The 12400-nt window shown below is 70.9% G+C and carries 9 protein-coding genes and 1 pseudogene; 4 read left to right on the top strand and 6 right to left on the bottom strand.

The window, feature by feature from the left end; genetic code table 11:
- Both ACIPXC_RS01250 and ACIPXC_RS01255 read left to right on the top strand, forming a co-directional pair.
- Positions 1–357, top strand: a pseudogene (locus tag ACIPXC_RS01250) (RNA polymerase subunit sigma-24); the annotation flags it as partial.
- Between the two features lie 382 nt (positions 358–739).
- Entirely contained in the window at positions 740–2404 is a 1665-nt protein-coding gene (locus ACIPXC_RS01255) for an N-6 DNA methylase (protein ID WP_401612038.1), read from the top strand.
- Between the two features lie 54 nt (positions 2405–2458).
- On the opposite strand, the gene ACIPXC_RS01260 is transcribed toward ACIPXC_RS01255, so the two are convergent.
- The 5 genes from ACIPXC_RS01260 to ACIPXC_RS01280 all read right to left on the bottom strand — a co-directional run bounded on the left by ACIPXC_RS01260 (position 2459) and on the right by ACIPXC_RS01280 (position 9521).
- Positions 2459–4606, bottom strand: coding sequence for a UvrD-helicase domain-containing protein (locus tag ACIPXC_RS01260; protein WP_401612041.1), 2148 nt, complete (start codon positions 4604–4606; stop codon positions 2459–2461).
- 39 nt (positions 4607–4645) lie between these two features.
- Positions 4646–5854, bottom strand: a complete 1209-nt coding sequence (locus ACIPXC_RS01265; protein WP_401612042.1) for an McrC family protein — start codon at positions 5852–5854, stop codon at positions 4646–4648.
- A complete protein-coding gene (locus tag ACIPXC_RS01270; RefSeq protein ID WP_401612045.1) occupies positions 5851–7674 on the bottom strand; it encodes a DUF4357 domain-containing protein in 1824 nt (607 codons plus the stop codon). The genes ACIPXC_RS01265 and ACIPXC_RS01270 overlap by 4 nt, the downstream gene beginning before the upstream one ends.
- An 81-nt stretch (positions 7675–7755) precedes the next feature.
- Positions 7756–8916 carry a hypothetical protein gene (locus ACIPXC_RS01275; RefSeq protein WP_401612048.1) on the bottom strand — a complete coding sequence of 387 codons (1161 nt, stop codon included), beginning with the start codon at positions 8914–8916 and terminating at the stop codon, positions 7756–7758.
- A gap of 125 nt (positions 8917–9041) precedes the next feature.
- Positions 9042–9521 (bottom strand): ATP-binding protein, encoded by a 480-nt coding sequence (locus ACIPXC_RS01280; protein ID WP_401612050.1) that lies wholly within the window; start codon positions 9519–9521, stop codon positions 9042–9044.
- 164 nt (positions 9522–9685) lie between these two features.
- Here ACIPXC_RS01280 and ACIPXC_RS01285 point away from each other — a divergent pair, with 164 nt between their 5' ends.
- Both ACIPXC_RS01285 and ACIPXC_RS01290 read left to right on the top strand, forming a co-directional pair.
- Positions 9686–10546 (top strand): helix-turn-helix domain-containing protein, encoded by an 861-nt coding sequence (locus ACIPXC_RS01285; protein WP_401612053.1) that lies wholly within the window; start codon positions 9686–9688, stop codon positions 10544–10546.
- Positions 10543–10728 carry a DUF397 domain-containing protein gene (locus ACIPXC_RS01290; RefSeq protein ID WP_401612056.1) on the top strand — a complete coding sequence of 62 codons (186 nt, stop codon included), beginning with the start codon at positions 10543–10545 and terminating at the stop codon, positions 10726–10728. The genes ACIPXC_RS01285 and ACIPXC_RS01290 overlap by 4 nt, the downstream gene beginning before the upstream one ends.
- A 17-nt stretch (positions 10729–10745) precedes the next feature.
- On the opposite strand, the gene ACIPXC_RS01295 is transcribed toward ACIPXC_RS01290, so the two are convergent.
- Positions 10746–12392 (bottom strand): hypothetical protein, encoded by a 1647-nt coding sequence (locus tag ACIPXC_RS01295; RefSeq protein WP_401612059.1) that lies wholly within the window; start codon positions 12390–12392, stop codon positions 10746–10748.
- Positions 12393–12400: the final 8 nt, after the last annotated feature.

The raw sequence follows: 12400 nt of genomic DNA on the forward strand, positions 1-12400 counted from the left end.
GAGTCGTTCCGGCGCGCCATCGAGACCGGTAACCCGCAGGACCTTCTCGACGTCCTCGCCCCCGACGTCGTCCTGCTCAGCGACGGCGGCGGCCTGAAGAAGGCGGCCCTGCACCCGGTCGTCGGCGCCGAGAAGATCGTCCGCTTCTACCTGGGCGGCACCGCCAAGCTCCAGGCCACCGTCACCTGGGAACCCACCGTCGTCAACGGCAGCCCCGCGCTCGCCGCCTACCTGGACGGCGCGCTCGACGGCGTCATGGCCGTCCGCGTCGAGAACACCCGCATCACCGGCCTCTACTTCGTCCGCAACCCCGAAAAGCTCACCCACCTCGACTCCGAGACCCCACTCACCCGCTAGGGACCGCCCCCGGCGCCCCGCCGACCACAGCACACGACGAGAGGAAGCACACACCATGCCCGGACAGGCGACCACCACCACGCCTCGCGGCGAGACCTTCCTCAAGAGCGCAGCAGTGTTGCAGACCCTGGCCCTGGATGTGTGTCCCTTTCTCGATAGTCACACTGCGTGACATCCGCATCGGGTCGACTGTCTTCCGCGCTTTGGCCAGTCGGACCCGGACCTGTCGCCCGTGAAGGTCCGGGCCCCTGCTGGAGCCCATCTTGGGCAAAGTGAGGGTGCACCGCGCGGCAGCGTGTGTCCCTGGCTCGGACTACAGTCTGTTAGCGATGTCAACGCGCCGCATGGATCACTAATCGATGCTGTCGTGTACGCTCGCCCTATGGCTGACGTGGACCGTGGCTCGCCGGAACGGCTCGTTTCCGGCTCGGAGATTGCCCGCTTCGCAGGGGTGACGCGGGCGGCAGTCTCCAATTGGCGTCGACGCTACGACGATTTTCCGCCCCCGCGGGGTGGCGGTGTGAACAGTCCCCTGTTCGCCCTGGGCGAGGTGCAGGCGTGGCTGGAGCGGCAGAACAAGGGGCAGGGCGTCTCCGACGAGGTGCGGCTCTGGCAGGCGCTGCGGTCCGCCTACGGCGAGGAGACCGTGGCTGCTGTTTCCGACGTGGCACGGCAGCTGGCCGGTTTCGAGCCAGCGCCGGATCTCCCGGCCGACGCGGCCCGGCTGGCCGGCGTACTCGCGCGCGCGGCCTCGGCTGCCGTCGTCGTCGAAGGACTGGTCGCCAGGATCACTGATTCGGCAGGCAGGTCCGGTTCGGACCATGTGACTTCGCACCGGATCCTTCGAGCTGTGCGGCATTTCGCAGGAGGGGTCCCCGAGGGCGCCACGGTGCTGGATCCCTCGTGTGGCATCGGTAGTCTCCTGCTCGTCGTTGGATCTGCTGCCGGGGTGAAACGATTCGGGCAGGAACGGGACCCCCGCCGGGCCCGCCTCGCCCAGCTCCGCGCGGACCTCGCCGGACACACCGCCATCGTCGTCACCGAGGGCGATTCCCTCCGCGCGGACCGGTTGCCGGAGGTCAGTGCCGACCTGGTGGTCTGTGACCCGCCGGTGGCCGTCACCGAGTGGGGTCGGGACGACCTGCTCCTCGACACCCGCTGGGAGTTCGGTACGCCCCCCAAGGCGGAAGGCGAGCTGGCCTGGCTGCAACACGCGTACGCCCGCACTGCTCCCGGCGGCCGGGTGCTGATGGTCATGCCCGCCTCCGTGGCCTACCGCAAGGCCGGCCGCCGGATCCGGGCCGAACTCGTACGGCGCGGCATCCTCACGCAACTCGTCGCCCTGCCCGCGGGGACGGCAGCCTCACACGCACTCCCCGTTCACCTGTGGGAACTCACCCGGCCGCCGGCCACCGGCACGACGCCCGGATCCGTGCGCCTCGTGGACCTGACCGCCAACCAGCCGGACGGACCGCTGGACCCGGCTCCCCATCAGGTGGCGCAGATCCCGGCCGTCGAGCTGCTGGACGATGCAGTCGACCTGACCCCCGGACGGTATGTGCACGCCGCGCACCGCGACTATCAGGCCGAGTACGAGGCCCTGAGGGCCCGGCTGGAGGAGCAGCTCGGCGGCCTCGCCGAGCTGCTGCCCGTGCTCGCGGAAGGGGCGGGCTCCGCAGCGCTGGAGGCGTCCACGGTCAGCGTCGGCGAACTCGCCCGGGCCGGCCTCGTCGAGTACGGCGACGACGACCTCAGGTCGGCGAGCGACCAACTGGACGACGCCTACCTGCGGGGCTTCCTGCGCAGCGCGGCGAACACCAGGCGCTCGACCAGCGCCAGCGGCACCTACCGCTTCGACGTCCGCAGCGGCCGGGTGCCGCAGATGGATATCGAGGCCCAGCGCCGGTACGGGCGGGCCTTCACGGCGGTCGACGCCTTCGATGAACGCATCAGAGAGCTCGCCGAACTCGGCCGCCAGGCCGTGGCGCTCGCCCGCGACGGACTGGGCAGCGGAGGGCTCGTACCGCCCGCCGGTCCCACTGGCTGACCGCACGGGCTGACCGCCCCGTCCGCCCGGCGGGCGGCGGGCGGCGTCGGCGGATCAGGCCGCGGGGTCCGCCGCCTGCGGCAGGAACGGGCTCGGCGCCCCCGTCCACGACACGTACAGCGCCTCCCGGGCCCGGGTGGACGCCACGAACAGCAGGCACCGCTCACGCAGCAGGTCGGACTCGTGCTGCAGCGCATCGACCGAAGCGGGCGTGACCTCCCGGGCGAACGGCAGGGACCCGGCCGTCACACCGAGCACCGCCACGCACCGGAATTCCAGCCCCTTCATGGCGTGCATGGTCGCCAGCCGCACCCCGTCCGCGTCCGGACCGGGGTTGTCCCGCACCCGCACCACTGGGATGCCGGCCGCCGACAGCTTCTCGTACACCCTGCCCAGCAGCAGGTTGAACCGGGTGCACACACCGATCTCGGAGGGACGCACACCCTGCGCGATCCACTCGCGGATCCGCTCCACCAGCGCCACGACTTCCGCCTGCTCGGAGCCGGACCGCTCCGCCCGCGGACGGCGGCCGTGCAGGACCGAGCGGTATCCGGCGAGGCTGTCCGAGCCCGCACCTCCGAGGTCCTCGACCGCCACCGGCGCCAGGATGCCCGTCGACCAGCCGAGGATCTCCTCCGTGCTGCGGTAGTTGATCCGCAGCCGGCTCGTCCGACCGGTCACCGAGATGCCCAGCGAGCTCAGCGACACCTTGGAGTCGTAGATGCGCTGGTGCGGGTCTCCGGTGATGAACAGGTCGTCGTTGCCGTGCGCGACCGCGCCGCGCAACACCCGCCACTGGGCAGGGTGCAGGTCCTGGGCCTCGTCGACCACCACGTGCTCGTACCTCGGCGTCCCGTCCGCCAGGAGCCGGGCGGCCTCCGTGCAGACCTGCAGGTGCGTGGTGGTGTTCTCCCCGGCCAGGATCGCCTCGAACAGCTCCACGGCCGGCCAGAGCTGCTCACGGCGAGCCGCGGACAGCGCGCTGCCCCGTCCGCGGCGCAGGGCCGTGCGGTAGCCGTCGAGGTCCCGGATGTCCTGGGCCAGGACGACATGCCGGTACTCCTGCGCGAGGAACTGCTCCGACCACGGCAGCTGGAGCCGCTTCAGCACCCGCTGCCAGACCTGCCGCTCCTCACGGTCCCCGACAGGCGCGGGCGCCCGGCCGCCCCGCTCGGCCGTGATCCGGTGCGCGAAGGCGTTCACCGTGGTGACGTCCACCCGGGCCAGCAGCGCCTCGTCGCCGTCGAGCAGCAGGGACAGGTTCTCGCGCAGCGCCTGGGCCAGGGCGTTGGTGTAGGTGGTGAGCAGGATGCGGGTGTCCGGGGACCGCGACAGCAGATGCTTCACCCGGTGCAGGGCGACCACCGTCTTGCCGGTGCCGGGTCCGCCGGTCACCTGTACCGGGCCGCCGTACGACACCCGGTACGCGACCCGGCGCTGCGAGGGGTGCAGGAAAACCCGCCAGGCCGCGAACGGCTTCTGCAGTACCTCCGTCAGCTCGTCCGCGCCGGTCACCAGGGTGATGCGGCTGGTGGTGTTGGCGATGGCCTCGGCCAGGCTGGCGTCCGGGTCGGGTCCGGGATCCGCCGGCCGGCGCACCGCCACGACGTCCCGGTACACCTCCTCGGGGCTGAACCCTTCGGCGAGGTACTGCAACGCCTCGAACTGGTCCTCCGGCAGCAGGGTGCCGAAGGCGTCCAGCTGCGGCTTGTCGATCACGGTCCGCACCGCTCGCAGCACCTGCTCGTCGATGCCAAGATCCCGCAGCACGCTGTCCGAGTACTGGCCGAACAGCAGCCGGGGCGCCTGGGCGGCGGCCTTCTCCAGGGCCGGGGTCAGCTGCTCGATGGCGACGACGTTGCGGACTTCCAGACCGCGAGTGGCCTTGTTCGTCGTGTACAGCCGCTTGGCGGCCCACGTGTACGCGTGGTCGTGCGGCACCACGTTGACCAGAAGGAACACGTCGGTGCCGTCATCGGGCGCGAGGACCACACCCCGCCAGAAGTCGTTGATCCGGATCGTCCGCATGCGCGGGTCGCGGGCGTTCTCCACGGACTCCAGGTGCAGTCCCTTGTCCGCGTGCAGTCCGGGCACCGTCAGCTGCTGGAACTTCTGCATGGCCTTGCGTACGCCGGCTTTGACGGGGCGTTCCAGGACGTCGTAGCTCTCCCAGAAGCTGTTGGCGAACGCGAGCTGCGGCACGACCTGACTCCCCACCACGGACGGACACTCCGCGGCCGATCATACGGGCAGGTCAGCGCCCATCTTCCGGGACAGGGAGCTGATTTCGGCCAGCAGTCCGGCCGGATCCTGGTCGAGGTCCAGGGCGTGCTGGTGCAGTCGGATCCCCGCGTGCCGCACGGTGTGGGCGGCGTGCGGGGCGTTGCCCTTGGCGTAGATCAGGTGTCCTTCCGGCAGCCCGAGGGCCGTGCAGTAGGCGAGCATCTGGTAGAGGTCGGAGTCCGGGTAGCCGTCCCGTTTCTCCGCCTTGTACTTGGCATCGGCGACCATCGCGGGCGTGCCGGCAACGTCGTAGGCCACGAAGTCCGGTTTCATGCGGATCGCGTCCGCCTCGTCGAGGTGGTGGGGGTCCTGGAGGCGGCAGGTGAGGCCGGAGCCGCGCAGGACCTCACGGAGGGCGACCGTGACGAAGTCCTCGAAGAGCTTGTTCATGTCGAACAGGAAGCCTTCGATGGCCAGTTGGCCATGAGTGTGCTCGGGGGAGGAGCCTTCCAGGACGGCACGGGCCAGGCTCAGGGCGGGCTGGTAGCGCGCGTTGAGCCGGCTCGGCTGCCAGGAGGGCAGTCGGCGGCCGCGTACGAGCGGGCTCACCCCGGCGAGCCGGGAGCGCTGGTGGAGCAGTCGTCGGCGCACGTCCTGCGGTATGCGGGGCAGGCGCAGCAGGCGTTCGACGGCCGCTCGCAGGAGGCGGTTCTCGGCGATGTCGGTGGTGAACTCGTCGTACCTGACCTCGACGGGCAGGACAGCCCCGAAACGGCGCCGGACCTGGTCCGCTTCCCGGATGCGGCCGCGCACGACGAGCGCACTCTCCTCGGTGACGCGGTAGCCCTGGAGCAGACCCTGCCGCAGGGCCCGGTCGATCTGGCGCTCGACGGCGTGGGCGAGCGCCGGCAGCAGGTCGCGGTGCTCGCCCACGTCGACCTGCCCGTCCCGCCAGGCGCCCGTCGGATCGAGGCTGTAGCCGAGCAGGAACAGCAGCCGGGTCACCGGCACCTTGGGGGTGATGCGGACGGTGACCGGTTCGCCGCCGGGCACACCGACGGCCACGGCCCCGACCTTGCTGCCGGCCCGCAGCAGCCAGCGCCCCGGGGTGTACGGGTCGGGAGACGCCTCCACGATCCCTGCCGCGGCCAGGGCCCGGCCGACCGCGTCGCGCAGGGTGTGCCCGGTGGCCGGGGCGTGCTCGACGAGTTCGACGACCGTGGTCACGCGCCCGGCTCCGGCAGCGCCCGGCGCAGCGCGGTCAGCCCGTACCGCTTCTCGATGTCGATGCCCTCGCCGTAGTGGTGTTCCTCCAGCAGCGGGAGGATCTTCGTCCGCCAGGTGCGCTCCAGCCCGCCGTCCCGGTACACGCCCTTCTTCATCAGGTACGACGGCCCAATCCGGAAGTCGGGGTCCTCGATGCGGGCGTTGAGGGCGTCGAGGAGGTCGGCCGGTTCGGCGTCCTTCCCCTGTGCGTCGAGCCAGCGCCGCAGCAGGCCGCTGGTGGGCTCGGTCCGCGGGGACAGCTCCACGAACGCGAACCGGCGGCGCATCGCCGCGTCCACCAGCGCGATGGAGCGGTCCGCGGTGTTCATGGTGCCGATGACGAACAGGTTCGGCGGGAGGGCGAAGTCGTCACCGGAGTAGGTCAGCCGGACCGACTTGTTCCGGTACTCCAGGAGGAAGTACAGCTCGCCGAAGACCTTGGCCAGGTTGGCCCGGTTGATCTCGTCGATGATCAGGAAGTGCGGGATGTGCCGGTTGCCCTCGCGGGAGGCCAGGTCCGCCAGTTCCCGCAGCGGGCCGGCGGTCAGCCGGAAGGCGACCTCCCCGGTCTCGGGGTGCTCCTGGGGCCGGAACCCCTCGAAGAAGTCCTCGTAGGAGTAGGACGGGTGGAACTGGACCAGCTTGACCTGCTCGGGCCCGCCGCCGAAGAACTCGGCGAGCTTCAGCGCCAGATACGTCTTCCCGGTGCCGGGCGGCCCGTACAGCACGAGCTGCCGGTCGTCCGCGAGCAGGTCCCGCACCTCGCGCAGCCACGCCGTCTCGTGGACGAGCAGTTCGGCGGCCAGCTCGTCGGTCGGCTCCGGCAGCTCCGGGTCCCGCCGTACAGTGATCGCGGGGATCTCCACGCTCGGATCGCGCTCTATGGCCTCGGCCTCGTCGGCCAGCTCCTCGTCGGTGAGCCCGAGGCCGTCGATGGCGGCCTGCACGGCGGTCAGTTCCACCACGTCGTGCTGGACGGACAGCTTCTGCTGGAGGGCCTCGGGCAGCTCGTCGTACGGATGCCCCTCGTCCTGCCAGGTCACCGGGCGGCGCAGGTTGGAGCGGTGGTCCTCGGACTCGGTCTGCTCGACCCCGCCGGTAATCTCCCCGACGTAGAGCCGCCCGCCGGAGATGGTGCACACCGTGTCGCCGGGCTTCATCCGGGACAGGAACGCGTGCAGCTCCTCGACCAGGTCCTGCTTCTGGCTGTACGTCGCCGTGGCCTCGTAGTCCTCCTGGACGAGGGCGCGGACATCCTCCTTGCTGAGGCCCGGCTGCACGCCCTGCCGCAGCCGGGCGGCGGCCAGGCTGACCCGCCCCTCGGGCAGCCACATGCGCTGCACGAGGTCGAGCCCGGTGACGTTGGACCCGCGCACGAGCCAGGCGCGGTTGGGGCCCCAGGAGGCGCCCGGGAGGAAGTCGGCGAGCGGTTTGCCGTCCGCCGTCTTCCAGACGAGCCAGCCGTTGACCGCACTGCCCGTGAGGACGGCGCCCGCTTCGGACGGGGAGTTGAAGGTGATGGTGTCCGTGGTCTCCAGCCAGCCCGGCCAGGTACCCGACGGCGCGATCCGGCCCTCGGCGAGAAGCTGTTCGCGCAGCCGGTGGGCCGAGCGGACCTGCTGGAACGACGGCACGACGTTCGGGCGGACGGGCTGGCCGGCCAGGACGACGAACCGGCGGCTGCCGTTCGTCCCCATCTCGTCGGTGTGACGCCCGCGTGCCTCCGGCCCGCCGTTCGGCAGCCGCAGGCGGAATTCGGGGTACTGGTCCGCCGTCGTCATGGGTTCCTCTCGCTCTTCTTCGGTTGGTCGGATCACTCGCAGGCAGCGTACGGCGCGCCACCGACAGTGAGGGCCGGGTGTCTACCAGGGCTCCGGATCGTGCTTGCGGGGATCGTCCCACGGCGGCATCGCCTCCCGGGCAAGCGGGTTGACGGCTTCGAGCCGGCCGGTGTCCGGGTCCGCGTGGAAGACGAAGGCCCGGGCCTGGTCCGCGAAGGCCGCCGCGGGCTTGCTGAGCCAGCCGGCGGTGACCAGGATCAGGCGCTTGGGCCGGTCGGATCCGGCTGCCGCCGCCACCCCGTTCAGCCGCTCCAGCTCAGGCTTCGACAGGTTTCTGTCCCGTCCGTCGCGCCAGAGGACGTGGTAGGTCTCGGACCGGGCGAGCACCTCGTCGTCGCCCGGCCCGAGGTCATGGAAGCCGAGGAGGGGCAGCTGGGCGAGGACGGCGTCCTCCAAGTGGTAGCCGAACGGCGCAGGCGGGGCGGACCAGCCGGCCGGCGCGTGCAGGATGTCCTCGGACCACTTAGCCGGTCCGCCGGCGATCAGCTCGGCGATCCGGTGCACGTCGGCCTCCGTGACGGGCGTTCCGGGAGTGGGACGGCTGCGCCCCCACAGCGCGAGGCTGAGATCGATGCGTCCCCACGCACTCAGATCAGGGAGGTGCCGGTCGAGCACCCAGCCGAGGCGCGGCTTGAGCGAGGCGCGGACGATGGTGCCCCCGGCCAGCTCCACCTCGACGGAGTCGCCGCGCGCGCCTTCGACGATGCCCACCCTCGGGTCGAGCGGCGCACCGTAGGCGAACCACCTGTTCCCGGCCACCACGCGGCGGACCGTGACGCCGCTGTCGGCCAGCAGGTCGGCCAGGTCCGTGACATCCGACCGTTCGCTCTGGTTCCAACGCCAGGGCGACGGTACGGGCTCCCCGGCGAGCCGGGCGGTGGCGTGGGCGGCCAGTGCGTCGACCAGCACCTCACGGGGGGTGCCGGGTGCCCAGACGGACGGCAGGCTGCCCAGTTCCGGCGTGATGAGGGTGAGAGCCTCCATCGTCCCCATACGTGTGATCGCCAGCCCGACGCCGCTCTCACCCGACAGCCTCACCCTGACGTAGAGACGCGGGCCGCCGGAGTTGAAGTAGACGCGGGAGGCCAGTTCGGGGTGGCGTTCCCGGAGCTCGTCCGCGAAACCCGAGAAGTACATCCACTTGCCGTGCGCGGCGAGGACGTCGCTGGTGGGGAAGGCCATGGACCACGCTCCTGGAGTGGTGGGCACCGGGGCGGCGGAGGTGCTGGTGCCGTCCGCCGGAGCGAGCGTAAGACGGCCTGCCTTCCTTGATCAAAGGCTTCCTCCGGCCAGGTGGCCGGATGTGGTCAGCGCGGCCGGTGCGGGAGATCGACCTCGGCCCACACGGTCTTCCCGCCCGGGGGATGGGGCTCGCAGCCCCAACGGTCCGCGTACGCGGCGACGAGGACCAGGCCGTGGCCGCCTCCTTCCGGGCGGTCGGCGACAGGGCGGGACGGAGCGGGCAGCCGCTCGCCGCGCGCGTCGGTGACCTCGATGCGCAGTGCCGGGGCGACGGCGGCGGAGGTGACGGGGCGCGCGGGGGCGGCGGGCGCGATGCGCAGCCGGAGCCGGAAGTCGCGGCCCTGGACCCGGCCGTGGCGCACGGCGTTCGCGGCGAGTTCGGCCACGAGCAGTTCGGCACGCTCGGTGACTTCCAGGGGGAGGTGCCAGGTACGGAGTTCCGTCACCGCGAGCAGCCGGGCGAGGCGGGCGCCGCGCCGGGTGGAGGACAGCAGCTGGGAGAAGGTGCGGGTGTGGCCCGCCAGGTGGAGGGTGGTGGGGTTCATGGGGGCCACGGTGGCGGTCGCGCACGCTGTGCCGCGAGAGGCGCACCCCGTACGCGCAGTCAGCGTACGGGCACACAGGGTGGACGGTACGGTGAACTGGCCGTCACGCTGGGTGAGTCGGGTGCGGGTGGGTCCCGCGGGTACGTACGTGGAGGTGACCGCGGATGACGGTGGTCGAGGGCGACGTGGGCGAGGTGTGCGGGGACGGGGAGCGGGAGCCGGATCCGTCGGACAGTCTGCGGACGTTCGGGGCGGTGGTCCAGGCCCTGCGGGAACACGCGGGGCTCAGCCGGGTCGAGTTCGGGACCCGGGTCCGGTTCTCCAAGCACACGGTGGAGTCGGTGGAGCTGGGCCGGCGGATGCCGGACGAGGCGTTCGTGGAACGGGCGGAGGAGGCCCTGGGCAACACGGGCGCCCTGCGGAAGGCGGCCCGTCACCTGTCGCGGGGCGAGCCGGGGCTGGCGGCGTGGTTCCGGCGGTGGACGCGGCTGGAGAAGGTGGCGGTGAGCCTGTGCACGTACGAGTGCAGGCTGGTGCCGGGGTTGTTGCAGTCGGAGCCCTATGTGCGGGCCGTGTTCGACAACAGCATCCCGCTGCTGACGGACGAGCAGGTGGAAGCGCAGGTTGCGGCCCGGCTGGACCGGCAGCGGATGCTGCGCGAGCGACTGCACGTTCCGTTCAGTTTCATCGTGGAGGAGTCGGTGTTTCGCCGGAGGCTGGGCGGGCGCGAGGTCATGCGGACCCTGCTCGATCACGTACTGGAGCACAGCGCGCCGAGGAATGTGACGCTTCAGGTGGTGCCTTTGGAGGCGGAGTCCCACTCGTGCCTGGATGGACCGTTGCAGCTGTTGGAAACGCCGGAAGGGAAGCGACTTGCGTACTCCGAGGGGCAGCAGAACGGGCGGCTGATTAGCGGTCCGCACGAAGTGAGCCTCCTTCATCAGCGCTATGACACACTGCGCTCGCAAGCCCTGAACCCCAAGGAATCGCGGGGCTTGCTGGAGAGACTGCGAGGAGAGCTATGAGCGCGACAGAACTCGTGTGGTTCAAGTCCAGCTACAGCGGTACCCAGGGCGACAGCTGTGTCGAGGTGGCCGCTACCGAAGAGGCCGTCCGCGTACGGGACTCCAAGGACCTGACCCGCTCAGCCTTCACGGTTGGTCGCGAAGGCTGGGAGCGGTTCGTGCGGTACGCGGTCGATCACTGATCGCGCGGCCGAGGCCCTCAGGTCAGGGTGTTGCGCATGTGCGGGCCGAGGTAGCCGATGTACAGGAGGCCGGTCTTCGGGCCGTCGTCGTAGAAGTACAGGCGAGGCGCGATCGTGTTGCCGGAGCCGATCCGCAGGTGTGCCTGCATGAAGACCTCCCCATCGGGGTGTACCTGTTTCGGGACCGGCAGGATCCGTTCCCGGCGCAGCTTCTCGCTGGCAGTGACGGTGGCCGATTCGCGCATCGCGACCTTCGCCGCTGGGAAGGGGTGGATGCGTGACTGCTCCGCCTTGCACCAGCCGAGGAAGTCGCCGCCCGCCGTGCCCTCCGCCGAGGCGCGGGCGTAGTCGTTCAGGGCGAGCAACGCGTCCCACGCCACCCGCAGCCAGTTGTCCACCGACTGGCTGTCGAGGTCCCGCGTGATCTTCTCCTTGCCTGTGAAGGAGAGACGGGGCAGCTCGCCGAGGCGGGTGAGGAGGTCGGCGAAGGTCTCCGGGTAGCTGATCTCGGGGCCGTGCGAGGGCGCGTACGCGGCCTCGTACTTGCCGGCGTCGGCCAGTTGCTCCTGGAGGTATCGGATCTGGCGCTGGGCCGACTGGAGCTGGTCGTAGAGCTCCTCGTTCTCGCCCAGCAGGCCGTTCGCGTTGCGCTCGTTCTTGTCGAGTTCGGCGCTCAGGTCGCTGATCCGGCTCGCCTGTGATGCCTCGGTCTGCTCCGCCTCACTGAGCATTTCGTTCAGGGTGGCGTTCTCGTGGACCAGCTTCTGCAACTCGGAGCCGTGGACCTGGGGGCGCGGCCTGGTCCGCTGGATGGGCAGGCTGTCCAGGACTCCCGGGAGCGGTTGGCGCTGAGCCAGGCGTTGCGGGAGCGAGGCCAGGGTGGAGGCCGCCTTCCCGAGGTTCGCCTCGATGGTGCGCCGCGACATCACCGGGTGTCGCTGTGCGTCGGGCTTCCAGGCCAGATCGATGCCCGGGAGGTAGGTACGTATGCCGCCGCCGAACACCGGGTGGAATTCCAGCGCTTGGTTGAAGCGCGGCTGTGCCTCTGGCGAGAGCACGTAGAGCACGGCGAGCCCCGGGAGATAGCGGTATGCCTTCTCCACCGTGGATTCGGCCCAGGTGTCCGGGTCGACTCCGAACGGGACGCTGGCGACGACGATCGGCAGGCGGCGCTCCGCGTCGCAGAGCTCTTCGATCACCTCCGTGACGTCGTCCGGCTCGATGAAGGCCGGTTTGGCCTTCACGTCGGCCAGTCCGTCACGGGCTTCGAGGGCGTCCAGGAGGAGTCGGGCGATGGCAGGAGTGTTCGCCCGCGTGGGAACCTGGTCCGTCGATGCGGGCCGGTGCTCGACGTCCACCTGCACCCAGGTGCGGCGGTGGTCGTCACGGTGGTCGGCGCGGACGACCAGGGTGGACTGCCAGGTGCCGCTGGTCGCGGTGGGGGTTTCCCGCATGCGCCAGCGCGTGTACGCGCCTCGGCGGCCCGAGGCGGAGTCCTGGTCGAGGGTGACGTTCGGTGCTATGTCGTTGCGGCCCTCGTCGAGGGCGGACGTGTCGTACCTCTTGTTCGTGAGCCAGGTGTAGAGCTGGCGCTCGGCGAGTGCGCTGGCGGTGACGAAGTCCTGCTGGGTCGAGACGACCATGCGGTAGCCGCGAGGCTCCATGGAGGATC

Origin of the sequence: Streptomyces sp. NPDC090021 (genome assembly GCF_044748225.1) — a bacterium.
In the GTDB taxonomy this organism is placed as follows: Bacteria; Actinomycetota; Actinomycetes; order Streptomycetales; family Streptomycetaceae; genus Streptomyces.

Bases quoted from the DNA above. Each gene is read 5' to 3' on its own strand.
- ACIPXC_RS01285 (WP_401612053.1), top strand. From the start codon at position 9,686: ATGACGGTGGTCGAGGGCGACGTGGGCGAGGTGTGCGGGGACGGGGAG.
- ACIPXC_RS01270 (WP_401612045.1), bottom strand. From the start codon at position 7,674: ATGACGACGGCGGACCAGTACCCCGAATTCCGCCTGCGGCTGCCGAAC.
- ACIPXC_RS01280 (WP_401612050.1), bottom strand. From the start codon at position 9,521: ATGAACCCCACCACCCTCCACCTGGCGGGCCACACCCGCACCTTCTCC.
- ACIPXC_RS01255 (WP_401612038.1), top strand. From the start codon at position 740: ATGGCTGACGTGGACCGTGGCTCGCCGGAACGGCTCGTTTCCGGCTCG.
- ACIPXC_RS01275 (WP_401612048.1), bottom strand. From the start codon at position 8,916: ATGGCCTTCCCCACCAGCGACGTCCTCGCCGCGCACGGCAAGTGGATG.
- ACIPXC_RS01290 (WP_401612056.1), top strand. From the start codon at position 10,543: ATGAGCGCGACAGAACTCGTGTGGTTCAAGTCCAGCTACAGCGGTACC.
- ACIPXC_RS01295 (WP_401612059.1), bottom strand. From the start codon at position 12,392: ATGGAGCCTCGCGGCTACCGCATGGTCGTCTCGACCCAGCAGGACTTC.